Raw genomic sequence first — 26951 nt, 5'->3', positions numbered from 1 at the left:
CCGCCGGCGCCACGCGGCCACCGGCGGTCCCGACGTCACTCCGGCTGGAACCACACCGCCGCGAGCGGCGGCAGCGTGAACGTCGCCGACGCGGGCCGGCCGGCCCACGGGTCGTCGGTCGCATCGACCCCGCCGAGGTTGCCGACGCCCGAGCCGCCGTACTCCGCGGCATCCGTGTTGAGCACCTCGCGCCAGCGACCGGAGGACGGCAGCCCGAGGCGCACGCCCTCGTGGGGGCGTCCGGCGAAGTTCACCACGCAGAGCAGCGGCCGGCGGTCCCGGTCGTACCGCAGGAACGCGATGACGTTGAGCTCGGCCGCGCCGCCCTCGACCCACTCGAACCCGGCCGAGTCGTCGTCGAGCTGCCAGAGCGCCGGCGTCTCGCGATAGCGCCGGTTCAGCTGCCCGACGAGCTCGGCGAGCTGGCGGTGGCTCGGCTGGTCGAGGATCCACCAGTCGAGGCCCCGCTCCTCGCTCCACTCCGAGAGCTGCCCGAACTCCTGGCCCATGAACAGCAGCTGCTTGCCGGGATGCGCCCACATGTAGGCGAGGTAGGCGCGCGTGTTCGCGAGCTGCTGCCAGTGGTCGCCGGGCATCTTCCGCACGAGCGACCCCTTGCCGTGCACGACCTCGTCGTGACTGATCGGCAGGATGAAGTGCTCGCTGAACGCGTACAGGAACGAGAACGTGAGCTCGCCGTGGTGGTGCGCGCGGTACATCGGATCGCGCTGGATGTACTGCAGGGTGTCGTGCATCCACCCCATGTTCCACTTGTAGCCGAAACCGAGGCCGCCCGACGACGTGGTCGCCGTGACGCCCGGCCAGGAGGTCGACTCCTCGGCGATCATGACGATGCCGGGGTTGCGCTTGTACGCCGTCGCCGTGGCCTCCTGCAGGAAGCCGATCGCCTCGAGGTGCTCGCGCCCGCCGTACCAGTTCGGCAGCCACTCGCCCTCCTCGCGCGAGTAGTCGAGGTAGAGCATCGAGGCGACCGCGTCGACGCGCAGGCCGTCGACGTGCATCTCCTCGAGCCAGAACAGCGCGTTCGCGACGAGGAAGTTCCGCACGCGCGGATTGCCGTAGTCGAAGACGAGCGTGCCCCAGTCCTTCTGCTCGCCGCGGCGCGGGTCGGGGTGCTCGTAAAGCGGCTCGCCGTCGAACCGGGCGAGCGCCCACTCGTCCTTCGGGAAGTGCCCGGGAACCCAGTCCATGATGACGCCGATGCCGGCCTGGTGCAGGCGGTCGATCAGGTACTTCAGGTCGTCGGTGCTGCCGAAGCGCGACGTGATCGCGAAGTAGCCCGTGACCTGGTAGCCCCACGAGCCGCCGAACGGATGCTCGGCGAGGGGCATGAACTCGACGTGCGTGTAGCCGAGCCACTGCAGGTACTCGATGAGCTCGTCGGCCACGTCGCGGTAGCCCCTGCCCGGCCGCCAGGAGCCGAGGTGGAGCTCGTAGATGCTCATCGGCAGCTCGTGCGGGTTCGAGTGCGCACGCCGCGACATCCACTCGCCGTCGGCCCACTCGTGGGTCGTCGTCGCGACCACTGACGCCGTTGCGGGCGCGATCTCGGCACGGCGGGCCATCGGGTCGGCCTTCATGATCCAGTGTCCGGCCGGGGTGAGGATCTCGAACTTGTAGGTCGCCCCCGGTTCGACGTCGGGCACGAAGAGCTCCCAGACGCCCGAGGCGCCCATGTTGCGCATCGCGTGGCCGGTGCCGTCCCAGTCGTTGAAGTCGCCGACCACCCGGACCGCCGAGGCGCGCGGCGCCCAGACCGTGAACGACACGCCCCGGAGCGCGCCGACGGGGGACTCGTAGACGCGGTGGTGGGCGCCGAGCACCTTCCACAGCTCCTCGTGGCGCCCCTCGGCGATGAGGTGCAGGTCGAGCTCGCCGATCGTGGGCGCGTAGCGGTACGGGTCGTCGGCGATCCACTCGCCGCCGCCGTCGTATCTGGCGCGCACGCGGTAGCCCATGGCGCCGAACGCCCCTGCGCCGGCCCAGATGCCATGGGCGACGTGCGCGAGCGGCACCACGGCGCCGTCGTCGAGCAGGGCGTCGACGGATGCCGCGAGCGGCCGCCGCACGCGGATGACGGTGTGGGATCCGCCCTCCCCGGCGACGTCGAAGCCGTGTGCGCCGAGGACCGAGTGCGGGTCGTGGTGGCGGCCCTCCGCGACGGCGAGCAGCAGCCCGTCGTCGACGGGCGGGGGTGCGACGCTGGCGGTCTCAGGCATCCGTGCCTCGAATCACTCGGAGGATGTGGGCGGGTTGGGTGAACGCGTCGAGGCGCACGTAGTTGTGCGCGCCCCAGGTCCAGCGGTCGCCGGTGACGAGGTCCTCGACCTCGAAGGACGCGCCCGGCGCGAGGTCGATCGCCTCGAGGTCGAGGTGCACGGTCGTCTCGCGGACCGAGTGCGGGTCGACGTTGGCCACGACGATGATCGTGTCGTGGTCGGCGTCGCCTCGGCCGTCGATGAACCGCCCCTCGAGGTGCTTCGAGTACACCAGCACCGCGTCGTCGTCGCTGGCGTGGAAGCGGATGTTGCGGAGCTGGCCGAGCGCGGGATGCTCGGCCCTGATGCGGTTCAGGATGCCGAGGTAGAGCGCGAGCGACCGGCCCTCGGCCTCCGCCTTGGCGAAGTCGCGCGGCTTGTACTCGTACTTCTCGTTGTCGATGGCCTCCTCGGCGCCCGGCCGCGCGACGGACTCGAACAGCTCGAAGCCCGAGTACACCCCCCAGGTCGGCGCGGCGGTGGCCGCGATCGTCGCCCGCACCGTGAAGGCCGCGGGCCCGCCGAACTGCAGGTACTCGGTGAGGATGTCGGGGGTGTTCACGAACAGGTTCGGCCGCATGAAGTCGGCGGTCTCCTGGGAGACGCTCGTCAGGAACTCCTCGAGCTCCTGCTTGGTGTTCCGCCAGGTGAAGTACGAGTACGACTGCTGGAAGCCCACCATCGCGAGGGCCTGCATCATGGCCGGGCGCGTGAACGCCTCGGCGAGGAAGATCACGTCGGGGTCGGTCGCGTTGATGTCGCCGATGAGTCGCTCCCAGAACGCCAGCGGCTTGGTGTGCGGGTTGTCGACGCGGAAGATGCGCACGCCCTGCTTCATCCAGTGCCGCACGATGCGGGTCACCTCGACGACGAGGCCCTCGAAGTCGTCGTCGAAGTTGATGGGGTAGATGTCCTGGTACTTCTTCGGCGGGTTCTCGGCGTACGCGATCGTGCCGTCCGGCAGCGTCGTGAACCACTCCGGGTGCTCGGTGACCCACGGGTGGTCGGGGGAGGCCTGCAGCGCGAGGTCCAGCGCGATCTCGATGCCGAGCGCCGCGGCACGCCGCACGAACGCCCGGAAGTCGGCGAGGTTGCCGAGGTCGGGGTGCACGGTGTCGTGCCCGCCGGCGGCCCCGCCGATCGCCCACGGCGAGCCGGGGTCGTGCGGCCCGGGGTTCAGCGTGTTGTTCGGGCCCTTGCGGAAGGCCACGCCGATCGGGTGGATCGGCGGCAGGTAGACCACGTCGAAGCCCATCGCGGCGACGCCGTCGAGCCGCTTCTGCGCGGTGCGGAACGTGCCGGACTTCCAGGAGCCGTTCTTGAACTGCCGGGCGCCCTCGGAGCGCGGGAAGAACTCGTACCACGAGCCCACGCCCGCGCGGCGGCGCTCGACGGAGATGCGGTGCTCCTCGGAGTCGGTCGCGAGCCGGGCGAGCGGGCGCTGGTCGAACTCGGCGAGCAGCGGGCTCTCGAGCAGGGCACGGCGATCGGATGCCGCGGCATCCGTGTCACGCAACGCCGCCGCGTACGCCTTCAGGAGCTTGCGCACCGGGGCGGGTCGGTCGGCCTCTGCGGCGGCGCGGTCGATGAGGCGCGCGCCGATCTCGTACATCAGCTCGACGTCGACGCCCGCGTCGATCTTCAGCTCGGCGTCGTGCACCCAGGTGCCGATCTCGTCGCCGAAGCCGGTGACGTGCCACCTCCAGGTGCCGAGGTCGTCGAGGCGGACCTTCGCCTCCCACCGGTCGGTGCCCGGGGCGCCGGCGCGCATCCGATGCCGCTGCTCGACCCCGGACGGGCTGGTCAGCACGAGCATCGCGCCCACCAGGTCGTGCCCCTCGCGGAACACCGTGGCGCCGAACGGGACCACCTCCCCGGCGAACGCCTTCGGGTTCCAACGCGGATCGGGCAGAGCGGGCGTGAGCCGGGTCACGGGGATCCGGCCGGCGAGCACGGTTCGGCTGGTCACGTGTCGACCGTAGCGCGGATGGGCGGGGAACGGCACCGCGGGTTGCGGGGGGTTGCGGCTGCCGCGACATCCGTTCACCTCGCCGACACACGCGCCCGCTTAGGGTGGTCCCGTGAAGCCGATCCGCAAGTTCACCGTCCGGGCCGTGGTGCCGCCGCAGCTGGGCGCGCTCGAGGAGCTCGCCGCCAACCTCCGGTGGTCCTGGCACGAACCCACGAAGCGCCTCTTCGAGCACATCGACCCCGCCGGGTGGCAGCGCGCGGGACGCGACCCCATCGCGTTCCTCGGCGACGTCGACCCGCGCCGCCTCGACGAGCTCGCGAACGACGAGGGCTACGTCGGCTGGGCCGAGCGCGAGCGGACGGCCCTGCGCGAGTACCTCGGCGAACCGCGCTGGTTCCAGTCGCTCGGCGCCGAGACGCCGAGGACCATCGCCTACTTCTCGCCCGAGTTCGGCATCACCGCGGCGCTGCCCCAGTACTCGGGCGGGCTCGGGATCCTCGCCGGCGACCACCTCAAGGCGGCCTCCGACCTGGGCGTCCCGCTCGTGGCGGTCGGCCTGTTCTACAAGGCCGGCTACTTCTCGCAGGCCATCGCCCCGGACGGGTGGCAGCAGGAGCGCTACCCGGCGCTCGACCCCGACGGCCTGCCGCTCGCGGTGCTCCGCCGCGCCGACGGCGCGCCCGTGCAGGTCACGCTCGCGGTGCCCGGCGGACGGAGCCTCCACGCGCGCGTCTGGCAGGCCTCGATCGGCCGGGTGCCGCTGCTCCTGCTCGACACGGACATCCCCGCCAACGACGACGACCTGCGGCTCGTCACCGACCGGCTCTACGGCGGGGGCGGCGAGCACCGCCTCCAGCAGGAGCTGCTGCTCGGCGTCGGCGGCGTCCGGGCGCTGCGCGCCTGGAGCGGGGTGACGGGGCGGCACTTCCCCGACGTGTTCCACATGAACGAGGGCCACGCCGGCTTCCTCGGCCTGGAGCGCATCTCCGCGTGCATCCGCGACGGACTCAGCTTCGGCGAGGCGCTGCAGCTCGTGCGCGCCGGCACCGTGTTCACCACGCACACGCCCGTACCCGCCGGCATCGACCGGTTCGACCGGGCGCTCGTCGCGCGTTACCTCGAGTCCGGCCTGCTGCCCGGCGTCGACCCCGCCGACGCACTGCCGCTCGGTCTCGAGCCGGGCGCCCACCCCGACGAGTCGGCGTTCAACATGGCCTTCATGGGCCTCCGGCTCGCCCAGCACGCCAACGGCGTCTCGAAGCTGCACGGCGAGGTCAGCCGGTCGATGTTCGCCGACCTCTGGCCGGGCTTCGACGCCGACGAGGTGCCGATCACGTCGGTCACCAACGGCGTGCACGCCCCGACCTGGACCGACCCGGCGCTCATCGCGCTCGCCGAGGCGAACCTCGGCACCGACGACACCGAGCACGCCGACTGGCTCAGCCCGGCCGTGAGCGACGGCGAACTCTGGAGCGTCAAGCGCGGCATGCGCCTGCAGCTCGTGGAGGACGCCCGGCGCCGGCTCGCCGCTGCGTGGGCCGACCAGCACGCGGGCGCCGTGGCACCCGACTGGGTGCGGCGCGTCCTCGACCCCGACGTGCTCACGATCGGCTTCGCCCGGCGCGTGCCGACGTACAAGCGGCTGACGCTCATGCTGCAGGACCCCGAGCGGCTCGCGGCGATCCTCACCGACCCCGACCGCCCCGTGCAGTTCGTGATCGCCGGCAAGGCGCACCCCGCCGACGAGGAGGGCAAGCGGCTCATCCAGCGCCTCGTGCAGTTCGCCCAGCGGCCCGAGCTGCGCGAGCGCATCGTGTTCCTGCCGGACTACGACATGGGCATGGCCGAGAAGCTGTACCCGGGCTGCGACGTGTGGATGAACAACCCGCTGCGACCCCTCGAGGCGTGCGGCACCTCCGGCATGAAGGCGGCCATGAACGGTGCGCTCAACCTGTCGATCCTCGACGGCTGGTGGGCCGAGTACGCCGCCGACGACCACGGCTGGGTCATCCCGACCGCGGACGCGGCGCCCGACCCCGCCGAACGGGATCGACTCGAGGCATCCGCCCTCTACGACCTGCTCGAGCACCGCATCACGCGCCTGTTCTACGACCGCGACCACGACGGCGTGCCGACCGAGTGGATGTCGCGCGTGCGCCGCACGCTCGCGAACCTGTCGCCCGAGCTCGGAGCCGACCGGATGGTGCGCGAGTACGTCGAGCGCCTGTACCGTCCGGCCGCCGAGCACGCCGCCGTCGTCGCGGCGAACGGCGCGAAGCCCGCTCGCGAGCTCGCCGAGTGGGTCGCGGGCGTCCGCGCCGCGTGGGAGGGGGTGCAGGTGACGCACGTCGAGTCGGGCGGGCTGGACTCCACGCCGCACGTCGGCGACGAGCTGCACCTGCGCGCGCACGTCGCCCTCGGCTGGCTGAGTCCCGACGACGTCGCCGTCGAGGTGGTCTACGGTCGCTCGGTGGGCGACGACCGGATCCAGGACGCCCGCACCGCCGCGCTCGAACCCGACGGCACGTCGACGACGGATGCCGCGACCCGCGTCTACGTGGGCACCGTCACGCTCGACCGCGCCGGCGCCTTCGGCTACACGGTGCGGGTCGTGCCGCGGCATCCGCTGCTGCTGTCGTCGGCCGAGCTCGGCCTCGTCGCCGCCGCGGGCTGACCACCGCCGGCGCCCGGCGCTCAGCGGGCGCGGGCGATCGGCGCGTACCGGCCGTTCGTGACGGCGAGCAGGTCGTCGGGCGCGAGCTCGAGGTCGAGCCCGCGGCGTCCGCCCGAGACGAGGATCGTCTCGTGCAGGATGGCGGACTCGTCGAGCACGGTCGGCAGTGCGACCTTCTGCCCGATCGGGCTGATGCCGCCGACGACGTACCCCGTCTTGCGCTCGGCCAGCGCGGGAGCGGCCATCTCGGCGCGCTTCCCGCCGACCGCGGCGGCGAGCGCCTTGAGGTCGAGCTGCTCGGCGACCGGCACGATGCCGACGACGAGCGACCCGTCGACGCTCACGAGCAGGGTCTTGAACACCCGCTCCGGTGGGATGCCGAGCTTCTCGGCCGCTTCGAGGCCGTAGGCGGCGGCGCGCGGGTCGTGTTCGTAGGCGAGGGCGGTGAAGCGGATGCCGGCGCGCGCGAGCGCGACCGTCGCCGGCGTCCCGGCGGTGGCATCCGGCTTCTTCGCCATCAGCCCTCCCGATCCCCGTCGTGCGGATCGCCGGGCGGCGCGTCGCCCGGCCCGTCGCCGGCCGCATCGTCGGCGGCCGCGTCGACGAGCACCGGCGCGGGCTCCCCGTGCGCGCGGAACAGCTGCATCGTCTGCGGCGCCATCGTGAGCCGGTCGCCGGGGGCGTACCGCCGGCCCTGGTCGCCGTCGGGCGCGTCGCGGCCCGAGTCCCACAGCAGCTCGTACTCGTCGACGCCGGGATGCACGGGCAGCAGCGCCTCGGCGATCGTCTCCGAGGCGTGCACGACGAGCAGGATGCGGTTGAAGTCCTCGAACTCCGGCGTCGACGCCGCGAGGAACTGCAGGGTGCGCTGGGACGGGTCGTTCCACTCGTCGATCGTCATGGTGTCGCCGAGCGCGTTGTACCAGTCGAGCTGCGAGGCGCTCGGCACGCGCTCGCCGAATCGGCCGTACCGAACGGGCCGGAGCGCGGGGTTCTCGCGCCGAACGCGCAGCAGGTGCCGCACGGTCGCCTCGATCGCGCCGTCGCGACCTGCCGGGTCCCACGCGAGCCACGTGAGCTTGGAGTCGTGGCAGTAGGCGTTGTTGTTGCCGCGCTGGCTGCGCCCGTACTCGTCGCCCGCGGTGAGCATCGGCACGCCCGCCGACAGCAGCAGGGTGCCGAGCAGGTTCCGGATGCTGCGGCGGCGCGCCGCCGCCACGTCCGCGTCATCCGTCGGCCCCTCGACCCCGTGGTTGTACGAGTTGTTGTGGTCGGCGCCGTCGCGGTTGTGCTCGCCGTTGCCGAGGTTGTGCTTGACGTCGTAGGCGGTGAGGTCGGCGAGCGTGAAGCCGTCGTGCGCGGTGATGAAGTTGAGGCTCGCGAGCGGGCCGCGCTCGTGCGCGAACGTGTTCGCCGACCCCGCGAGGCGGGTCGCGAAGCGTCCGATGCCGCTGCCGGGTTCGCCGTGCCGCTCGCGGCGCAGGTCGCCGAGCCAGAAGTCGCGCATGCGGTCGCGGTAGCGGTCGTTCCACTCGCTGAAGCCGGGCGCGAAGTTGCCCGTCTGCCAGCCGAACGGGCCGACGTCCCACGGCTCCGCGATGAGCTTGCCCGCGCCGATCACGGGATCGTCGAGCATCGCGCGGAGCAGCGGGTGGTCGGGGGAGTAGGCGCCGAGCGCGTCGCGACCGAGCGTCGCGGCGAGGTCGAGCCGGAACCCGTCGACCTGCAGCTCGTCGGCCCAGTACCGCATCGAGTCGAGCACGAGGCGCATCGCGGCATCCGTGCCGAAGTCGAGCGTGTTGCCGCACCCGGTCGTGTCGACGTACCGGCCGTGCACGTCGTGGCGGTAGTACGAGGCGTTGTCGATGCCGCGGAAGCTGTAGGTCGGACCCTGCCGGCCCTCCTCCGCCGTGTGGTTGTACACCACGTCGAGCACCACCTCGAGGCCCGCCTCGTGCAGCCGCTTCACCATGCCCGCGAACTCGCGCCGCACCGCCGCCGGCCCGCCCGCCTGCGCGTCGGGGCTGGCGTACGGTGCGTGCGGGGCGAAGAAGCCGAGCGTGTTGTAGCCCCAGTAGTTGACCTGCCCCTGGCGGACGAGGCGTTCCTCGGGCACGAACGCGTGCACCGGCAGCAGCTCGACCGTGGTCACCCCGAGCCCGGACAGGTACTCGAGCGACGCGTCGTGGGCGAGCCCGGCGTACGTGCCGCGCAGCCGGTCGGGGATGCGTGCATTCAGCCGGCTGAACCCCTTCAGGTGGGCCTCGTAGACCACCGTGTGGTCGAGCGGCACGCGCGGCTTGCCGACACCGCCCCAGTCGAAGCCCTCGGCGGCGAGCGAGTCGAGGACCACGCCGCGCCACGAGCCGTCCGCGGCCGGCTGCAGCCCCCGCGCCCACGGGTCGAGCAGCGTGTGCACCGGGTTGAACGCGTGCTCGATGCCGGCCGGACCGTCGACCCGCAGGCCGTATCTCGCGCCCGGCACGAGGGCCGCGGACGACGCCTCCCACACGCCCTGCGCATCCCGCTCGAGCGGCACCCGGACGCTCGCCCAGTCGAGGTCCTCCCGGTCGAACACGACGAGGTCGATCGACGTGGCGTGCGCGGACCAGACGCGGATCACCCCGCCGTCCGGGCCGGTCCGCACGCCCAGGTCGCGCAGCGGATCGGCGGGGGACATGCGATCTAGAGTAGTTCGTAGGGAACCGGTTCCCGTCCCAGGAGGTGACCCATGCTCCGCCGCGAGCCCGTCTACCTCGACCACGCCGCCACGACGCCGTTGCGGCCCGAGGCGATCGAGGCGGTCACGCGCACGCTGCGCGTCGTCGGCAACCCCTCCTCCATCCACTCCGCCGGCCAGGAGGCCAAGCGCCTCCTCGAGGAGTCGCGAGAGCAGGTCGCCGCCACCGTCGGCGCCGACCCCATCGAGGTCGTCCTCACGGGCGGCGGCACCGAAGCCGTGAACCTCGCCGTGAAGGGCCTGTTCTGGCGGCGCCGCGCCGAGGCCGGCGCACGGCGCATCCTCGTCCCGGGCGGCGAGCACCACGCCACCATCGACGCGCTCGACTGGCTCGCCGGCGTCGACGGCGCCGAACCGGTCGAGGTGCCGCTCGACGAGCTCGGCCGCGTGCGGGTCGACGCGCTCGCCGCGGAACTCGAGCGGGACGCGGCATCCGTCGCCCTCGTCACCATGCTCTGGGCCAACAACGAGGTCGGCACGATCGAGCCGGTCGCCGAGGTCGCCGAGCTCTGCGCGCGCGCGGGCGTGCCGCTGCACGTCGACGCCATCGCCGCCTACGGGCACGTGCCGATCGACCTGCACGGCCTCCGGCGCGAGACGCGCGCGCCGGCCGGAGCTGGCCTCGTGGCGATCAGCCTCTCGGCGCACAAGGTCGGCGGGCCGGTGGGCATCGGCGCGCTCGTGCTCGACCGTTCGACGCGCATCGAGCCGCTGCTGCACGGCGGCGGCCAGCAGCGTCGCATCCGCTCGGGCACGCAGGACGTCGCGGCCGCCGCCGGCTTCGCGGCAGCGGCCCGCGCGACGTTCGAGCACGCACCGGTCGAGAACGAGCGGATGGCGCGCCTGCGCGATCGGCTCGTCGAGGGGGTCGCGACGGCCGTGCCGCTCGCGCGGCTCTCGGGCGACCCCGACCCGGCCGGACGCCTGCCGGGCAACGCGCACTTCTCGTTCGCGGGCTGCGAGGGCGACTCGCTGCTGTTCCTCCTGGATGCCGCGGGCGTGGCGGTGTCGACGGGCTCCGCCTGCCAGGCGGGCGTGCCCGAGCCGTCGCACGTGCTGCTCGCGATGGGCCGCTCCGAGGAGGAGGCGCGCGGGGCGCTGCGCATCACGCTCGGCTGGTCCACGACCGATGCCGACGTCGAGGCGTTCCTCGGCGCCCTGCCCGCCGCCGTCGAGCGCGCGTCGCGGGCCGGCATGGCCGCGCGCGCCACGAGCTTCGACCGCTGACCGCCGGCCCCGCCATCCGCTCGCGTTCGTGCGCTCTTCTCAGGAGTTCTTCGGCGGGTCGCGTCCGGGAACGGCGTGTCGTCCTGAGCAACCACGCGATCCGCGCGGACGGTCCTGAGAACGGGATCCAGCGGAGGCGCAGGCAGCGTTCGTAGACTGGAGCGCATGCGAGTCCTGGCAGCGATGAGCGGCGGCGTCGACAGCGCCGTCGCGGCCGCGCGCGCCGTCGACGCCGGACACGACGTCGTGGGCGTGCACCTGGCCCTGAGCCGCATGCCCGGCACGCTGCGGACCGGCAGCCGCGGATGCTGCACCATCGAGGACTCGATGGATGCCCAGCGCGCCGCGAACGTGCTCGGCATCCCGTACTACGTGTGGGACTTCTCGGAGCGCTTCAAGGCCGACGTGGTCGACGACTTCATCGCCGAGTACTCCGCGGGCCGCACGCCGAACCCCTGCATGCGCTGCAACGAGCGCATCAAGTTCGCCGCGCTCCTCGAGAAGGCCCTCGCGCTCGGCTTCGACGCGGTGTGCACCGGCCACTACGCGTCGATCGTGACGGATGCCGCGGGCCACCGCGAGCTCCACCGCGCGAGCGCGTGGGCGAAGGACCAGTCGTACGTGCTCGGCGTGCTGACCGCCGAGCAGCTCGCGCACGCCTACTTCCCGCTCGGCGACACGCCGTCGAAGCAGCTGGTGCGCGAGGAGGCCGCGCGTCGCGGGCTGAGCGTCGCACAGAAGCCCGACTCGCACGACATCTGCTTCATCCCCGACGGCGACACCCGCGGCTGGCTCGGCGACAAGGTGGGCATCGCGCCGGGCGACATCGTCGACCGCTCCGGCGAGGTCGTGGGCACGCACGACGGCGCGCACGCGTACACCGTCGGACAGCGGCGCGGCCTGCGGCTCGGGACGCCGGCGCCCGACGGGCGGCCCCGGTTCGTGCTCGAGGTGCGACCGAAGGAGAACACGGTGGTGGTCGGGCCCAAGGAGGCCCTCGCGGTCGCCGAGATCGCCGGAGCGCGCTTCACCTGGGCCGGACGCCCGCCCGCCGAGCCGGCCGAGTCCTTCGCGTGCGAGGTGCAGATCCGCGCGCATGCCGATCCCGTCCCCGCGGTCGCGAGGGTGACGACGGATGCCGCCGGCACGACCGAGCTCGTCGTGACTCCCGACGAGCCGCTCGGCGGCGTGGCACCCGGGCAGACGGCGGTCGTGTACGTCGGCACGCGCGTGCTCGGCCAGTGCACGATCGATCGGACGGTGAGCGCGGTCCCCGCCGCCTGAACCCGGCGTACCTGTGTGCGCCCCGAACGTTCCCTGCGACCGTCGGGGGCACGGAAGCGGCACCTGTCAAGGCCCCTGCGGCCGGGCGGAGTTCGCCGTACGCTCGGGACGGCGCCGCAGGCACCACCCGTGTGCGGCGCACAACGAGAGGGGACCTGTCATGAGCACCTCATCCGATCGACCCGGGCGCGACCCGTACGCGGCCACCCCGGCCGACCGCGACGGGGACGGGATTCGCGACGATCGCGAGTACCGCGACCGCGACGCGAACGGCATCCGAGACGACCGCGAGCACGGCGCGCACGCCGTGCGGCGCGACCGCGACGGCGACGGCATCGCCGACGACCGCGAACGCCGTGTCGTCCACGACGACCGGCCCGTCGCCGATCCCGCGGTCCGTGCCGCCGTCGTGGACCGGGAACGCGAGCGCTTCGGCGGCATCAAGTTCGGGTCGGCGTTCTTCGGCTGGCTGACCGCCGTCGGCGTGGGCGTGCTGCTCACCGCGCTGCTGACCGCGGCCGGCGCCGCGCTCGGCCTCGGCACCCTCGGTGCCGCCGCGGACGAGGCCGCGCAGGAGAACGTGGAGACGATCGGGATTGTCGGGCTCATCGCCCTGGCGATCATCCTGTTCGTCGCGTACTTCGCCGGCGGCTACGTCGCCGGGCGCATGGCTCGCTTCAACGGGATGAAGCAGGGCATCGCGGTCTGGCTCTGGGCGATCATCATCGCCGTCATCGCCGCCGTGATCGCGGCGATCGCCGGAAGCCAGTTCGACATCTTCGCGAACCTCAACACGTTCCCGAGGATCCCGGTGACCGAGGGTCAGCTGACCGTGACCGGGATCATCGCGCTGGTGATCGTGATCCTCGCCAGCCTCGGCGGGGCGATCCTCGGCGGCAAGACCGGCACGCGGTACCACCGGAAGGTGGACGCCGCCGGCTTCGGCGCCTAGCGCTGGGGGGCGCGGCGCCGGAGAGGGGTGCGCGGTGGGGGCCGCGCACCCCGTCTTCGTGCCCCGGCGGACGCGGCCGGGCGGCGTCCCGGCGTCGGTGGCCGTCGATAGGCTGACGACGTGGCATCCGTCGACGAGACCGCACCCGCGGCCCCCTCCCGAGAGGAGGCGGCCGACGAGGTCGCCGCCCTCACCATCCGCATCAACGAGGCACGCGACGCGTACTACGAGCGCGACACGGTGATCATCAGCGACGCCGAGTACGACGAGCTGATGCGCCGCCTCGAGGCACTCGAGCGCCTGTACCCCGAGCTGCAGAGCCAGGACAGCCCGACGCTCACCGTGGGCGGCCGGGGCGAGACCACCCTCTTCGCGCCGGTCGAGCACGCCGAGCGCATGCTCAGCCTCGACAACGTCTTCTCCGCCGACGAGCTCGCCGAGTGGGCGACGCGCGCGCGGGCCGCGGCCGGTCGCGACGTGCACTGGCTCTGCGAGCTGAAGATCGACGGACTCGCCCTCAACCTCCGCTACCGGCGGGGCCGCCTCGTCTCGGCGGCCACGCGCGGCGACGGGCGCGTCGGCGAAGACGTGACCGAGAACGTGCGGTTCGTCCCCGGCATCCCGATGCAGCTCGAGGGCACGGGGCACCCTGAGCTGGTCGAGGTCCGCGGTGAGGTCTTCTTCCCGACCGCGGCGTTCGATGCGCTGAACGCCCGGCAGGCCGAGACGGGCGAACGCGAATTCGCCAACCCGCGCAACGCGGCCAGCGGATCCCTGCGGCAGAAGGCCGAGGGCAAGAACGCGGCGCAGATCGAACTGATGCGGGCCCGCCTCGGCGGGCTGCAGATGCTCGTGCACGGCATCGGCGCGTGGCCCGACCCCCCGGTGGCCGCGCAGTCCGAGGTGTACGGGCTGCTGGCCGAGTGGGGCCTGCCGACCTCCACGCGCTTCCGCGTCGTCGACTCGATCGAGGGCGTGCAGGAGTTCGTGGCGTACTACGGCGAGCATCGGCACTCCGTCGAGCACGAGATCGACGGCGTCGTGGTCAAGGTCGACGAGCTGGCGCTGCACGCCGAACTCGGGGCGACGAGCCGCGCGCCACGATGGGCGATCGCCTACAAGTACCCGCCCGAGCAGGTGAACACCACGCTCGTCGACATCGTCGTCAGCGTCGGCCGCACGGGCCGGGCCACCCCGTACGCCGTCATGGAGCCGGTGCGCGTCGCCGGGTCGGTCGTGCGGCAGGCCACCCTCCACAACCAGGAGGTCGTGAAGGCCAAGGGCGTGCTGATCGGCGACACGGTCGTGCTGCGCAAGGCCGGCGACGTGATCCCCGAGGTGCTGGGCCCGGTCGTCGAGCTGCGCGACGGCACCGAGCGCGAGTTCGTGATGCCCGCGGAATGCCCGGAGTGCGGCACGCCGCTCCGCCCCATGAAGGAGGGGGACATCGACCTGCGCTGCCCGAATGCACGCACGTGTCCCGCGCAGGTCCGCGGACGCGTCGAGCACATCGGGTCCCGCGGCGCGCTCGACATCGAGGCGCTCGGCGAGGTCTCCGCTGCGGCGCTCACCCAGCCGCGCGTTCCCGCCGAACCGCCCCTGCCCACCGAGGCCGGGCTGTTCGACCTGACCGTCGACGACCTGACGCCCATCGAGGTCGTCGTGCGCGACGCCGAGACCGGACTCGAGAAGCTCGACGCCGACGGTTCCGCGCGCGTCCGCGCCCCCTTCCGACGCAACCCCACGAGCGCCGAGCGCAAGGCGGGCCTCGAGGGGCCCCAGCCGTCGGCATCCGCGATCAAGCTCATCGACGAGATCGCCAAGGCGAAGACCAAGCCGCTGTGGCGCATCCTCGTCTCGCTGAACATCCGTCACGTCGGCCCGGTGGCAGCCCGCGCGCTCGCCGACCACTTCGGCTCGCTCGAGGCGATCCGCGCGGCGAGCCGAGACGAGCTCGCCGAGGTCGAGGGAGTCGGGTCGATCATCGCCGACTCGCTCATCGACTGGTTCGAGGTCGACTGGCACCGCGAGATCGTCGACCGGTGGGCTGCCGCCGGAGTGCAGTTCGCCACGCCCGGCCACCCCGGGCCGGGCCGTGCCACGGACGGCGGCGGCGTGCTCGCGGGGCTCACCGTGGTCGCGACCGGGTCGCTCGAGGGATTCACCCGCGAAGGAGCACAGGAGGCTATCATCGCGGCAGGGGGCAAGGCGGCGTCCAGCGTCTCGAAGAAGACCGATTTCGTCGCGGCTGGCCCGGGAGCCGGGTCGAAGCTCGCCAAGGCGGAGGAGCTCGGCATCCGGATCCTCGACGCCGCGCAGTTCGCGATCCTCGTGACGAAGGGGCCCGACGCGCTGGAGCAGTAGGGGAGCGGCAATGGCCGGCGGCGAGCGTGACATCCGGGACGACGAGTCGAAGGGTGCCACGCGCCGCGACTTCCTCCGCATCGGCGGCGTGGCCGGCGCCGCGGCCGTCGTGGCCGGCGGTGCGGCCGGCGCCGTGGGGGCGACCGCGGGACACTCCGCGGGTGTCGCCGAGGGCGCCGCCGGCGTGGCCGCCCTGCCCGCCCCGCCCGCCTCGCGGGCCCGACCCGGCTTCGACCACCTCGTGGTGGTCATGGGCGAGAACCGGTCGTTCGACAACCTGCTGGGCTGGCTGTACGACGACGACACGCTTCCCGACGGCGCGAGCTTCGACGGGCTCGCCTTCGGCGACCACGCGAACACCGCCCCCGACGGCGAGGTGGTCCGCGCCCACGTGTACTCGGGCGCGACCGACGCCGTCATGAGCCGCCCGCACCCCGACCCGGGCGAGGAGTTCCCGCACGTCAACACCCAGCTGTTCGGCACCGTCCGCCCGGAGTCGAACGCGACCGCGGCGCTCGACGACATGCAGGCGCCGTACAACGCGCCGGATCCGGGCACCACGCCCACGATGAGCGGATTCATCGCCGACTACGCCCACCACGTCGAACACGACGTGCACGCGGCGGGCCATCGCGACCTCCACCAGATCATGGGGTCGTTCTCGCCCGAGATGCTGCCGGTGCTCTCGACCCTCGCGAAGGGGTTCGCGGTCTACGACGCGTGGCACTGCGCCGTGCCCAGCCAGACGTTCTGCAACCGGTCGTTCTTCCACGCGTCGACCTCCCACGGGTTCGTCACCAACCACGGCGGGAAGAAGGGCTACCGCAAGTGGCTCGAGGCCAAGGCCGCCCCGACGATCTTCAACCGCCTCGAGGAGGCCGGGCTCGACTGGCGCATCTACTTCGACGACCTCCAGCTCATCTCGATGACCGGGTTCATCCACGCGCCCGCGCTCGAGCAGTTCTGGCGCACCGACCACTTCGCGCCGATGTCCCAGTTCTGGACCGATGTCGAGCAGGGGAAGCTGCCGCCGTACGCGTTCGTCGAACCGCGCATGATCTACGACCACAACGACTTCCACCCGCCCGTGGGTCCGCTCCGCGAATCCGAGGTCGACGGCCGGGAGGTCACCGACAGCGCCGTCTCCGACGTCCGGGCGGGCGAGCTGCTGATCCACCGGATCTACACCGCCATCCGGGCCAGCGCGACCGAGGGCGGATCGAACGCGATGAACACCATGCTGCTCATCACCTTCGACGAGCACGGCGGCACCTACGACCACGTGCCGCCGCCGACGGCGACGCCGCCGCACGCCGACGCGAAGCCGGGCGAGATGGGGTTCGCCTTCGACCGGCTCGGATGCCGCGTCCCGACGATCGCGATCTCGGCGTACACCGCGGCCGGCGGGGTCATCCACGACCCCATGCACCACGGTTCGGTGATCGCCACCCTCTGCGCCGCGCACGGCCTCGATCCGCTCACCGACCGCGACGACGGCGCCCCGACGATCACCAACGCGATCACCCTCGACGAGCCGCGGCATCCGCTCACCTGGCCCGAGACGACCCCGCAGTACCTGCCGCCCAACCCCGAGGCGGCGAGGCCGCACCCGGGGTCCGAGCACCGGACCGCGCCGCTCAGCCCGCCGGCGCGGGGCCTGCTCGGGATGCTCGTCGCGAAGTACGGCGACGGGAGCGAACCCGAGCCCCAGACCTACGGGGAGGCGTACGACCTGCTGCAGAAGCACGGCACGGGGCTGTTCGGCGCTCCTCGATAGAATCGCGGGGACCCCTTCCCCACACGACGGAGCAGCATGTCTGAAATCAGCGCCGAGCAGGTCGCGCACCTCGCGAACCTCGCACGCATCGCGCTCACCGACGAAGAGATCGACCACCTCACCGCCGAGCTCGGCCAGATCATGCAGGCGGTCGAGAAGGTGAGCGAGGTCGCCACGCCCGACGTGCCGCCGACCAGCCACCCGATCCCGCTGCACACGCCGCTCCGGGTCGACGAGGTGGGCGACGTGCTCACCGTCGACGAGGCCCTCGAGGGTGCTCCCGAGCACGACGGCTCGCGCTTCGTGGTCTCGGCGATCCTGGGGGAGGAGCAGTGAGCGACCTGATCCGCCTGAGCGCGGCCGAGCTCGGCGAGCGCCTCGCGGCCCGCGAGGTCACCTCCGTCGAGGCGACCCGGGCCCACCTCGACCGCATCGCCGCCGTCGACGGCGCCGTCCACGCGTTCCTCCACGTCGACGCCGAGCGCGCGCTCGACACGGCCGCCGAGATCGACCGGCGCCGGCACATCGGCGAGGAGCTCGGCCCGCTCGCGGGCGTGCCGATCGCGATCAAGGACGTGCTCGTGACCAAGGGCATGCCGACCACTTCGGGGTCGCGCATCCTCGAGGGCTGGGTGCCGCCCTACGACGCCACCCCGGTCCGCAAGGTCCGCGACGCGGGCATGGTGCCGCTCGGCAAGACCAACATGGACGAGTTCGCGATGGGCTCGTCGACCGAGCACTCGGCGTACGGCGCGACGCACAACCCGTGGGACCTCGACCGCATCCCCGGCGGATCGGGCGGCGGGTCCGCGGCATCCGTCGCCGCGTTCGAGGCACCGCTCGCACTCGGCAGCGACACGGGCGGTTCGATCCGCCAGCCCGCGCACGTCACCGGCACCGTCGGGGTCAAGCCGACGTACGGCGGCGTCAGCCGCTACGGTTCGATCGCCCTCGCGTCGTCGCTCGACCAGATCGGGCCCGTCAGCCGCACCGTGCTCGACTCGGCGCTGCTGCACGACGTGATCGCCGGCTTCGACCCGCACGACGCCACGTCGATCCCCGACCCGTGGCCGTCGATGGCCGAGGCGGTCAGGCGAGCGGATGTCTCGGGCCTGCGCATCGGCGTGGTGAAGGAACTCGACTCCGACGGGTTCCAGGCGGGCGTCCGCCAGCGCTTCCACGAGGCGCTCGAGCTCCTCGAGCAGCACGGCGCCGAGATCGTCGAGGTCAGCGCGCCGAACTTCGAGTACTCGATCGCCGCGTACTACCTGATCCTCCCGGCGGAGGCCTCGTCGAACCTCGCCAAGTTCGACTCGGTGCGCTTCGGCCTGCGGGTCACGCCCGAGGGCGGCGGCACGGTCGAGCAGGTCATGTCCGCGACGCGCGAGGCCGGGTTCGGCCCCGAGGTGAAGCGCCGCATCATCCTCGGCACCTACGCCCTGTCGGCCGGGTACTACGACGCGTACTATGGCAGCGCCCAGAAGGTGCGCACCCTGGTGCAGCGCGACTTCGACGCCGCGTTCGCGAAGGTCGACGTGCTCGCCACGCCGACCGCGCCGACCACCGCGTTCAAGCTCGGGGAGAAGCTCGACGACCCGCTGGCCATGTACCTGAACGACGTGGCGACGATCCCCGCGAACCTCGCGGGCGTGCCCGGCATCTCCGTGCCCGCGGGCCTCGCCCCGGAGGACGGGCTCCCGGTCGGCATCCAGTTCCTCGCGCCCGCGCGCGAGGACGCCCGCCTCTACAACGTCGGCGGCGCGCTCGAGGCGCTCCTGCTCGATCGCTGGGGCGGCCCGATCCTGGCACAGGCACCCGACCTGTCCACCCACGAACTCATGGCGACCGAGGAGGGCGTGGTCTGATGGCGCGCGCAGCACTGATGGACTTCGACGAGGCCCTCGAGCGCTTCGAGCCGGTCATCGGGCTCGAGGTGCACGTCGAGCTCAACACGAAGACGAAGATGTTCTCCTCCGCGCCGAACCCGGCGCACGCCGAGTTCCACGGCGCCGAGCCGAACACGCTCGTCGCGCCGGTCGACCTGGGCCTGCCCGGCTCCCTCCCGGTCGTGAACGGCACGGCCGTGCGGTACTCGATCTCGCTGGGCCTCGCGCTCGGCTGCTCGATCGCCGAGTCGAGCCGGTTCGCCCGGAAGAACTACTTCTACCCCGACCTCGCGAAGAACTACCAGATCTCCCAGTACGACGAGCCGATCGCCTACGAGGGGTCCGTCGAGGTCGAGCTCGAGAACGGCCGGGTCTTCCAGGTCGCCATCGAGCGCGCCCACATGGAGGAGGACGCCGGCAAGCTCACGCACGTCGGCGGCGCCACCGGCCGCATCCAGGGCGCCGAGTACTCCCTCGTCGACTACAACCGCGCGGGCGTGCCGCTCGTCGAGATCGTCACCAAGCCGATCGTGGGGGCGGGGGCGGATGCTCCCGCGCTGGCGCGCGCGTACGTCGCCACGATCCGCGACATCGTGCTGGCGCTCGGCGTCTCCGAGGCCCGGATGGAGCGCGGTAACCTGCGCTGCGACGCGAACGTGTCGCTGCGCCCCCGCGGCCAGGAGCAGTTCGGCACGCGCACCGAGACGAAGAACGTGAACTCGATGCGCTCGATCGAGCGCGCGGTCCGCTACGAGATCCAGCGGCAGGCGGCGATCCTCGCCGACGGCGGCACGATCACGCAGGAGACCCGCCACTGGCACGAGGACACGGGCACGACGAGCCCCGGCCGTCCGAAGTCCGACGCCGACGACTACCGCTACTTCCCCGAGCCCGACCTGCTCCCGGTGGTGCCCGACCCCGCCCTGATCGAGGAGCTGCGCGCCGCGCTGCCGGAGCCGCCCGCCGCGCGTCGTCGTCGCCTCAAGGGCGAGTGGGGCTTCACCGACCTCGACTTCCAGGGCGTCGTGAACGCGGGGCTCCTCGCCGAGGTCGCCGCGACCGTGGCGGCGGGCGCCACGCCGGCAGCGGCCCGCAAGTGGTGGACCGGCGAGCTCACGCGCATCGCGAACGCCCGCGGCGAGGACCCGGCCGCGCTCGCCGAGCCGGCCCAGGTCGCCGAACTCGCGGCCCTCGTCGACGAGGGTGTCCTGACCGACCGCCTCGCCCGCCAGGTCCTCGAGGGCGTCATCGCGGGCGAGGGGTCGCCGCGCGAGATCGTCGACGCGCGGGGCCTCGCGGTGGTCTCCGACGACGGGGCGCTCGTCGCCGCGATCGACCAGGCGCTCGCGGCGCAGCCGGACGTGCTCGCGAAGATCCGCGACGGCAAGGTGCAGGCCGCGGGCGCGGTGATCGGCGCGGTCATGAAGGCGATGCAGGGCAAGGCGGATGCCGCGCGCGTCCGCGAGCTCGTGCTCGAGCGCGCGAGCGGCGGCGAGGGCTAGGGCCTTCCGGTCGACGACGGATGCCGCGGCGCGGACGCGTCCCGCCGCGGCATCCGTCGTCTCACGGGGCGGGCGCGACCGCCTCACAGCAGGATCATGGGCTCCCGGCCTATCGTCGGGGGACGACGAGAGTGAGGACACGATGGGCTTCCTGGACCGGCTCTTCGGCGGCGGCGACGACCGCGCCGCCCGACCCGCCCCCGCGGTGCCGCAGGCGCCGTACGGGCATGCCGCCTCAGCCCCGCAGCGGCCTCGGCCGAGCGAGGACGAGCTGGCGATCGAGCGCTACCGGTACCTGCTGCGGACCGCCCCGCCCGAGTCGATCGAGGCCGTGCACGCCGAGGCGTTCGCGAAGCTGACCCCGGAGCAGCGGCAGGAGGTCTACCGGGCGCTCGCCGACAGCGCGCCGCCCGGTGAGCGCGTGGTCTCCGACGAGCCGTCGGCGCTCGCACGGGCGGCGACCCGGGCGGAGCTCCGATCGCCGGGCACCGTGGAGCGGGCCTTCGCGGGCTCCTCGCCCGGCGGACAGGGCGCTCGCGGTCCGTCCTTCGGCTCGATGCTCGGCGCGTCGATGCTCGGCACCATCGCGGGCTTCGTCGTCGGGTCGGCGATCGCCCAGGCGTTCCTGCCCGACCCGTCGTTCGATCAGGCGGGCGCCGAGGGGGACCCCGGTGCCGGTGACGCCGGAGCGGGCGACGGTGGCGACGTCGGCTCGGCCGACGCGGGCGGCGACTGGGGCGGGTTCGGCGGTGGCGACTTCGGCGGCGGCGACTTCGGCGGGGACTTCGGCTTCTGATCACCGTCGCGGGCGCGTCGGCGGCGGGCGCTAGGGTCGCAGCATGAGCAAGCAGGACGGCTCGTCGCGGCAGGTCACCACCGGGCCCGTCGACGACTCGGCGACGCCGATCCTGCACGTCGACATGGATGCGTTCTTCGTGTCCGTCGAACTGCTCCGCCGACCGGAGCTGCGCGGCCGACCGGTGCTCGTCGGCGGCACGGCGGGCCGCGGGGTGGTCGCGGCCGCGAGCTACGAGGCGCGGCGGTACGGCGTGAACTCGGCGATGCCGATGTCGGTGGCCCTGCAGCGCTGCCCGAACGCGGTCGTGCTGCGCGGCGACTACGCCCGGTACGCCGAGTACTCCGAGCGGGTCATGACGATCTTCCGCGAGCTCACGCCGCTCGTCGAGCCGCTGTCGATCGACGAGGCGTTCCTCGACGTGTCGGGCGCGCGGCGTCTCCACGGCACGCCGGCCGAGATCGCCTGGACCATCCGCCGGCGCGTGCGCGACGAGACGGGCCTCACCTGCTCGGTGGGCGTCGCCGCGAGCAAGTACGTCGCGAAGGTCGCGTCGAGTCGCGCCAAGCCCGACGGGATGCTCGTCGTGCCCGCCGCCGAGACGACCGCGTTCCTGCACCCCCTTCCCGTCTCCGCGCTGTGGGGCGTGGGTCGCGTGACCGAGCAGTCCCTCCTCAAGCTCGGCCTGCGCACGGTGGGCGACGTGGCCGAGATGCCCGTCGACGCCCTCGAGCGCGCCGTGGGTCCGGCGCTCGCCGCCCGCCTCACCCGGCTGGCGAACGGGGTCGACCCGCGCGACGTCGAGACCCGGCGCGTCGAGAAGAGCATCGGGCACGAGACGACCTTCCACCACGACCTGGTCGACCGCGACGAGATTGCCCGCGAGCTGCTGCGCCTCGCGACCGACGTCGGCGTGCGCCTCCGACGCGCCGAGATGGTCGCCCGCACGGTGACCCTCAAGTTGCGCTACGGCGACTTCACGACCGTCACCCGGTCGCGCACCCTCGCCGAGCCGACGGATGTCGCGCGGCGCATCTACGAGGAGGCGCTCGTGCCGCTCGCCGACCTGGTGGGCGACGGGCGCCGCGTGCGCCTCATCGGCGTCCGGGCCGAGCACCTGCGCCCGGCGGGCGGCGGAGCGCCGCTGTGGGATCCCGACGAGGAGTGGCGCGACGCGGAGCGCACCATCGACGAGGTCACGCGGAGGTTCGGTCGCGGTGCGGTGCGGCCCGCCGCCCTCGTGCGACGCGATGCGCCCGGGCCGCTCCCCACGGCCGGAGCCGGATGGGAGCGGGAGGAGACGGATCGCCCCGACGAACCGCTGCCGCCCGGAGCGCGCACGTTCTCGTGACGCCCCCGCCGCGCGGCATCCGTCAAGGCCTTTCGACGCCGACCGGGCCCGGGTAGCGTGACCGCATGGCTGATTTCGTGCTGGAACTCGCAGACAAGGTCGCCGGCGTCGGCGTCCGCACCTCGTACGCCGACAAGGTCCAGGTGGGCGGCACCGAGATCGTGCCCGTCGCGCTGGGCGCGTACGGCTTCGGCGGCGGTGCCGGGAAGGACGACGAGCAGGGCGAGGGCTCGGGCGGCGGTGGCGGCGGCTGGTCCGTGCCGCTCGGCGCCTACATCAGTCGCGGCGGCGACGTCCGGTTCGAGCCGAACGTGCTCGGGCTGCTCATCGTCGCCATCCCGCTCGTCGCGGCGACGGGCAAGGCGCTGAAGATCGTCATCCGCGCACTGAAGCGGTAGGCGCCGTCGCCGCCCGCGCCGCGCTCGCCTCGGGCGGCGCGGCGTATACTCGTGGTCGAACACGGGAGTCCGGTGAGCCGGGCTGAGAGGAAGGTTCTCAACCTTCGACCGTCGAACCTGATCTGGGTCATGCCAGCGCAGGGAGGGCAGAGATTCTCATCTCCCGTGCCGCTTTCCACGAGACGAAAGGGCACGACAGTGCACGAGACATCCATCGGAACCGAGGCCGACGACCGCGCGAACGCCGCAGCGGACGGCCGGGCGAACGGCATCACGGGCGGCAACGGCCGCCGGACCCGCTGGCGGGTGGTCGACATCGTCGTCGCGAGCGTCATCGGCGTCGCGACCGGCCTGGTCTTCCTCATCTGGAACAACGTCGGGTATGCGTGGTTCAGCGCCGCCGACGCGCTCACGCCGGGGCTCGGCGGCATCGCCGTCGGCATCTGGCTCATCGGCGGCGTGCTCGGCGGGCTCATCATCCGCAAGCCCGGCGCGGCGCTCTACGTCGAACTGCTCGCGGCCATGGTCTCGGCGCTCATCGGCAACCAGTGGGGCATCGAGACGCTCTACTCCGGTCTCGCGCAGGGACTCGGCGCCGAGCTCGTCTTCCTCGCCGTCGGGTACCGCCGGTTCGGCGTGGTCACCGCGATGCTCGCCGGCGCCGCAGCGGGCGTCGGAGCCTGGGTGCTCGAGCTGTTCACCTCCGGCAACCTCCAGAAGTCCGCGGAGTTCCTGGCCCTGTACCTCGGCACGCTCGTCGTCTCCGGCGCGCTCCTCGCCGGCCTCCTCGGCTGGCTCGTCGTCCGCGCGCTCGCCGCAACCGGGGCACTCAACCGGTTCGGCGCCGGACGGGACGTCACGGGACGGGTCTGACGCGTGCACCACGCTGATGCCGTCGGTCCTGCCCGGGTGGATGCCGCCGGGTGGGGCTGGCGCCACGCGGGCCGCCGTCGACCGGCGCTCGACGGACTCGACCTCCGGATCCATCCGGGCGAGCGCGTGCTGCTCCTGGGACCGTCCGGCTCGGGCAAGTCGACCCTGCTGCACGCGCTCGCGGGCGTCCTCGGCGGCGACGACGAGGGCGAGCAGTGGGGCGAGCTGCGCGTCGACGGGCGTCCGGCACCCGACGCACGCGGCCGGGCGGGGCTCGTGCTGCAGGATCCCGATTCCCAGGTGATCCTCGCCCGCGTCGGCGACGACGTCGCGTTCGGGTGCGAGAACCTCGGCGTTCCGCGCGACGAGATCTGGCGGCGCGTGGCGGAGGCGCTCGAGGCGGTCGGGCTCGAGCTCCCGCTCGACCACCCGACGTCGCGGCTGTCCGGCGGGCAGAAGCAGCGGCTGGCGCTGGCCGGCGCCCTCGCGATGCGCCCGGGCCTGCTGCTGCTCGACGAGCCCACCGCGAACCTCGACCCGCAGGGCGTCGCGGAGGTGCGCGAGGCGGTCGGCCGCGTCCTCGACCGCACGGGAGCCACGCTCGTCGTCGTGGAGCACCGCGTCGAGGTCTGGCTCGGCCTGATCGATCGCGTGGTCGTGCTCGACCGCGAGGGGCGGATGATCGCGGACGGCGACCCCGGTGAGGTCCTCGAGGCGCGGGGGGCCGAGCTCGCGGCGGCGGGCGTGTGGGTCCCCGGCATCCCCCTCGAGGTACCCGAGGTGACGGATGCCGCGGCCGGTGCCACGGCCCCGATCCTCTCCGCGGGCGAGCTGGCCGTCGGCCGCCCGCGCACGCCGGTGCTCCACACCGGACTCCGGTTCGGCCTGCCCGCGGGCTCCTCGACGGTCCTCACCGGACCGAACGGGGTCGGCAAGTCGACGCTCGCGCTGACGATGGGCGGCCTCCTGCGGCCGCGCGGGGGAACCGTCACCGCCGCGCCCCGGCTCGCACGCGGCCTGGGCGAGGCGCCGGTGCGCTGGCGCTCACGCGACCTCCTGACCCGCATCGGCACGGTCTTCCAGGAGCCCGAGCACCAGTTCGTCGCGGCGACCGTGCGCGACGAACTCGCCGTGGGGCTCCGCGCGCTGGGGCTGCCGGACGCGGAGGCCCGGGTGCGCGTCGACGAGGTCATGCAGCGGCTCCGCCTCGACCATCTCGCGGCGGCCAATCCGTTCACGCTCTCCGGCGGCGAGGCACGCCGGCTCTCGGTGGGCGCGGTGCTCGCCACGCGGCCGGACGTCATCATCCTCGACGAGCCCACCTTCGGGCAGGACCGGTTGGGTTGGGTCGAACTGGTCCGGCTGCTGCACGAGCTGGTCGAGGGCGGCACCACGCTCCTGTCGGTCACCCACGACGCCGCGTTCCGGGCCGCGCTCGGCACGCACCGCGTCGACCTCCTGCCGGCGCGGCAGCCCGTCGGGAGCCGGCGATGAGCGCGCTCGAGGCGGCACCCGCCCGGCCCGTGCCCAGGCTGCGGTTCATCGACCGGACCAACCCGGCGACGCGCCTCGCCGCGGCGATGGTGCTCACCACGCCGCTGCTCGTGACGGTGGACTGGGTGAGTGCGGCGATCGCGCTCCTCATCGAGATCGTGCTCTTCGCGGCGGCCGGCGTCACGCCGGCCGTGCTCCTGCGGCGCACGTGGCCGATCCTGCTCGCGGCGCCCGTTGCGGGAGTCAGCATGCTGCTGTACGGACGACCCACGGGAACGGTCTACTGGGAGTTCTGGCTCGCCCGCATCTCCGACGGATCCATCGAGCTGGCGATCGCCGTGTCGGTCCGCGTCCTGGCGATCGGCCTGCCCGCCGCGCTCCTGTTCCTCCGCGTCGACCCGACCGACCTCGCCGACGGGCTCGCGCAGGTCTGGCGGCTGCCGGCGCGGTTCGTGCTCGGTGCGCTCGCCGCGACCCGGCTGGTCGGCCTGTTCATCGACGACTGGCGGGCGATGGCGCTCTCGCGGCGCGCCCGCGGCATCGGCGACCACGGAGCCGTCCGCCGCGCGGCCACCATGGCGTTCGCCCTGCTCGTCCTCGCCATCCGTCGGGGGTCCAAGCTCGCCACGGCCATGGAGGCGCGGGGCTTCGGCGCCGACCGTCCCCGCACGTGGGCGCGCCCGTCGCGCGTCGGCGCGCGTGACGTCCTGCTCGTCGGCATCGCCGCGACCATCGCGGCCACCGCGATCGCCGGCTCGATCTGGGCGGGTGCCTTCCACCCGGTATGGACGTGAGGGTCGCGGGGCCGATGTCGCTCCGCCCGGGCGTCGAGGCGGTGCGGCGCGCCACGGCCGGGACGCGGCATCCGCTCGTGCTCGTCGACGGCCCGAGCGGCGCCGGCAAGACGACGTTCGCGGCCGCGCTCGCGCGAGCCTGGCCCGGCCGCCCGCCGCGCGTGGTGCGGGTCGACGAGGCGATCCCCGGATGGCGCGGGCTCCATCGAGGCGCCCTCGAGCTCGGCCGTTCCCTCCTGGCCCCGCACGCGCGGGGAGCCGCCGGCGTGGTGCACCGCTGGGACTGGCTCGAGGACCGGCCCGGCGTCGACCTGCGGATCCGGCCGGACGCCCCACTCATCATCGAGGGGTGCGGGGCGTTCGCGGCCGGCGGTGACCGCAGCGGCGCCGTCCGGGTCTGGCTCGCCGCGCCGTACCCGACGCGGCGGCGCCGAGCGCTCGACCGCGACCTCGGCGCATTCGACGCCCACTGGGACGCCTGGGAGGCGGACTGGCGCCGCCACCTGGGCCGGACGGGGCATCGCGCTGCGCAGCGCGCCCACGTGACCGTGCGCCTGGCCCCCTGAGCGCCGAGGCACCCGTCCACGC

General features: G+C 73.3%; 20 protein-coding genes and 1 riboswitch. Of the genes, 16 read left to right on the top strand and 4 right to left on the bottom strand.

Annotated features, from left to right (window positions below):
* Window positions 1–35: 35 nt before the first annotated feature.
* Both glgB and AVP42_RS15070 read right to left on the bottom strand, forming a co-directional pair.
* Entirely contained in the window at window positions 36–2240 is a 2205-nt protein-coding gene (glgB, locus tag AVP42_RS15075; RefSeq protein ID WP_067950480.1) for a 1,4-alpha-glucan branching protein GlgB, read from the bottom strand.
* Window positions 2233–4248 carry a maltotransferase domain-containing protein gene (locus tag AVP42_RS15070; protein WP_231878655.1) on the bottom strand — a complete coding sequence of 672 codons (2016 nt, stop codon included), beginning with the start codon at window positions 4246–4248 and terminating at the stop codon, window positions 2233–2235. The genes glgB and AVP42_RS15070 overlap by 8 nt, the downstream gene beginning before the upstream one ends.
* Window positions 4249–4360: 112 nt before the next feature.
* Here AVP42_RS15070 and glgP point away from each other — a divergent pair, with 112 nt between their 5' ends.
* Window positions 4361–6925, top strand: coding sequence for an alpha-glucan family phosphorylase (gene glgP / locus AVP42_RS15065; protein WP_067950478.1), 2565 nt, complete (start codon window positions 4361–4363; stop codon window positions 6923–6925).
* A gap of 20 nt (window positions 6926–6945) precedes the next feature.
* Here the strand turns inward: glgP and ybaK are convergent, their stop codons facing one another.
* Both ybaK and glgX read right to left on the bottom strand, forming a co-directional pair.
* Window positions 6946–7443: a Cys-tRNA(Pro) deacylase gene (gene ybaK, locus AVP42_RS15060; protein ID WP_067950476.1), complete on the bottom strand. Its 498-nt coding sequence runs from the start codon at window positions 7441–7443 to the stop codon at window positions 6946–6948.
* The gene (glgX, locus tag AVP42_RS15055; protein WP_082847330.1) at window positions 7443–9605 is read right to left on the bottom strand and encodes a glycogen debranching protein GlgX; all 2163 of its coding nucleotides are present in this window, start codon (window positions 9603–9605) and stop codon (window positions 7443–7445) included. The genes ybaK and glgX overlap by 1 nt, the downstream gene beginning before the upstream one ends.
* Window positions 9606–9656: 51 nt before the next feature.
* Here glgX and AVP42_RS15050 point away from each other — a divergent pair, with 51 nt between their 5' ends.
* The 15 genes from AVP42_RS15050 (at window position 9657) to AVP42_RS14980 (ending at window position 26929) form a co-directional block, all read left to right on the top strand.
* Window positions 9657–10892, top strand: coding sequence for a cysteine desulfurase family protein (locus AVP42_RS15050; RefSeq protein ID WP_067950474.1), 1236 nt, complete (start codon window positions 9657–9659; stop codon window positions 10890–10892).
* Window positions 10893–11057: 165 nt separating this feature from the next.
* Window positions 11058–12176: a tRNA 2-thiouridine(34) synthase MnmA gene (gene mnmA / locus AVP42_RS15045; protein WP_082847329.1), complete on the top strand. Its 1119-nt coding sequence runs from the start codon at window positions 11058–11060 to the stop codon at window positions 12174–12176.
* Between the two features lie 160 nt (window positions 12177–12336).
* A complete protein-coding gene (locus AVP42_RS15040; protein WP_067950472.1) occupies window positions 12337–13128 on the top strand; it encodes a hypothetical protein in 792 nt (263 codons plus the stop codon).
* A gap of 120 nt (window positions 13129–13248) precedes the next feature.
* Window positions 13249–15492, top strand: a complete 2244-nt coding sequence (gene ligA / locus AVP42_RS15035) for an NAD-dependent DNA ligase LigA (RefSeq protein ID WP_067950470.1) — start codon at window positions 13249–13251, stop codon at window positions 15490–15492.
* A 10-nt stretch (window positions 15493–15502) separates the two neighbouring features.
* Complete coding sequence (locus AVP42_RS15030) at window positions 15503–17269, top strand: alkaline phosphatase family protein (RefSeq protein WP_067950468.1); 1767 nt, start codon at window positions 15503–15505, stop codon at window positions 17267–17269.
* Between the two features lie 36 nt (window positions 17270–17305).
* Entirely contained in the window at window positions 17306–17605 is a 300-nt protein-coding gene (gatC, locus tag AVP42_RS15025) for an Asp-tRNA(Asn)/Glu-tRNA(Gln) amidotransferase subunit GatC (protein WP_067950466.1), read from the top strand.
* Entirely contained in the window at window positions 17602–19134 is a 1533-nt protein-coding gene (gene gatA, locus AVP42_RS15020) for an Asp-tRNA(Asn)/Glu-tRNA(Gln) amidotransferase subunit GatA (RefSeq protein ID WP_067950464.1), read from the top strand. The genes gatC and gatA overlap by 4 nt, the downstream gene beginning before the upstream one ends.
* Window positions 19134–20657, top strand: a complete 1524-nt coding sequence (gatB, locus tag AVP42_RS15015; protein WP_067950461.1) for an Asp-tRNA(Asn)/Glu-tRNA(Gln) amidotransferase subunit GatB — start codon at window positions 19134–19136, stop codon at window positions 20655–20657. Before gatA ends, gatB begins: the two co-directional genes overlap by 1 nt.
* A 142-nt stretch (window positions 20658–20799) precedes the next feature.
* Window positions 20800–21453: a hypothetical protein gene (locus AVP42_RS15010; protein WP_067950459.1), complete on the top strand. Its 654-nt coding sequence runs from the start codon at window positions 20800–20802 to the stop codon at window positions 21451–21453.
* Window positions 21454–21496: 43 nt separating this feature from the next.
* On the top strand, window positions 21497–22804 hold the full coding sequence (locus tag AVP42_RS15005) for a DNA polymerase IV (RefSeq protein ID WP_082847328.1): 1308 nt from the start codon (window positions 21497–21499) through the stop codon (window positions 22802–22804).
* A gap of 65 nt (window positions 22805–22869) precedes the next feature.
* A complete protein-coding gene (locus tag AVP42_RS15000) occupies window positions 22870–23202 on the top strand; it encodes a hypothetical protein (protein ID WP_067950457.1) in 333 nt (110 codons plus the stop codon).
* A gap of 51 nt (window positions 23203–23253) precedes the next feature.
* A riboswitch (TPP riboswitch) is annotated at window positions 23254–23364 on the top strand.
* A gap of 36 nt (window positions 23365–23400) precedes the next feature.
* Window positions 23401–24075 (top strand): ECF transporter S component, encoded by a 675-nt coding sequence (locus AVP42_RS14995; protein ID WP_255361501.1) that lies wholly within the window; start codon window positions 23401–23403, stop codon window positions 24073–24075.
* 3 nt (window positions 24076–24078) lie between these two features.
* Window positions 24079–25569: an ABC transporter ATP-binding protein gene (locus AVP42_RS14990; protein WP_157356865.1), complete on the top strand. Its 1491-nt coding sequence runs from the start codon at window positions 24079–24081 to the stop codon at window positions 25567–25569.
* Window positions 25566–26363, top strand: coding sequence for an energy-coupling factor transporter transmembrane protein EcfT (locus tag AVP42_RS14985; RefSeq protein ID WP_067950453.1), 798 nt, complete (start codon window positions 25566–25568; stop codon window positions 26361–26363). Before AVP42_RS14990 ends, AVP42_RS14985 begins: the two co-directional genes overlap by 4 nt.
* 14 nt (window positions 26364–26377) lie before the next feature.
* A complete protein-coding gene (locus AVP42_RS14980; RefSeq protein WP_067950451.1) occupies window positions 26378–26929 on the top strand; it encodes a hypothetical protein in 552 nt (183 codons plus the stop codon).
* The last annotated feature ends 22 nt before the right edge of the window (window positions 26930–26951 follow it).

The sequence above is a fragment of the Agromyces sp. NDB4Y10 genome (assembly GCF_001620055.1).
Taxonomy (GTDB): domain Bacteria; phylum Actinomycetota; class Actinomycetes; order Actinomycetales; family Microbacteriaceae; genus Agromyces; species Agromyces indicus.
This window is presented reverse-complemented; position numbering and strand designations above follow the sequence as displayed.

Bases quoted from the DNA above. Each gene is read 5' to 3' on its own strand.
- glgX (WP_082847330.1), bottom strand. From the start codon at position 9,605: ATGTCCCCCGCCGATCCGCTGCGCGACCTGGGCGTGCGGACCGGCCCG.
- gatC (WP_067950466.1), top strand. From the start codon at position 17,306: ATGTCTGAAATCAGCGCCGAGCAGGTCGCGCACCTCGCGAACCTCGCA.
- gatB (WP_067950461.1), top strand. From the start codon at position 19,134: ATGGCGCGCGCAGCACTGATGGACTTCGACGAGGCCCTCGAGCGCTTC.
- mnmA (WP_082847329.1), top strand. From the start codon at position 11,058: ATGCGAGTCCTGGCAGCGATGAGCGGCGGCGTCGACAGCGCCGTCGCG.
- AVP42_RS14985 (WP_067950453.1), top strand. From the start codon at position 25,566: ATGAGCGCGCTCGAGGCGGCACCCGCCCGGCCCGTGCCCAGGCTGCGG.
- AVP42_RS15010 (WP_067950459.1), top strand. From the start codon at position 20,800: ATGGGCTTCCTGGACCGGCTCTTCGGCGGCGGCGACGACCGCGCCGCC.
- ybaK (WP_067950476.1), bottom strand. From the start codon at position 7,443: ATGGCGAAGAAGCCGGATGCCACCGCCGGGACGCCGGCGACGGTCGCG.
- AVP42_RS15005 (WP_082847328.1), top strand. From the start codon at position 21,497: ATGAGCAAGCAGGACGGCTCGTCGCGGCAGGTCACCACCGGGCCCGTC.
- AVP42_RS15000 (WP_067950457.1), top strand. From the start codon at position 22,870: ATGGCTGATTTCGTGCTGGAACTCGCAGACAAGGTCGCCGGCGTCGGC.
- AVP42_RS15050 (WP_067950474.1), top strand. From the start codon at position 9,657: ATGCTCCGCCGCGAGCCCGTCTACCTCGACCACGCCGCCACGACGCCG.
- glgB (WP_067950480.1), bottom strand. From the start codon at position 2,240: ATGCCTGAGACCGCCAGCGTCGCACCCCCGCCCGTCGACGACGGGCTG.
- AVP42_RS15040 (WP_067950472.1), top strand. From the start codon at position 12,337: ATGAGCACCTCATCCGATCGACCCGGGCGCGACCCGTACGCGGCCACC.
- AVP42_RS15030 (WP_067950468.1), top strand. From the start codon at position 15,503: ATGGCCGGCGGCGAGCGTGACATCCGGGACGACGAGTCGAAGGGTGCC.
- AVP42_RS14980 (WP_067950451.1), top strand. From the start codon at position 26,378: ATGTCGCTCCGCCCGGGCGTCGAGGCGGTGCGGCGCGCCACGGCCGGG.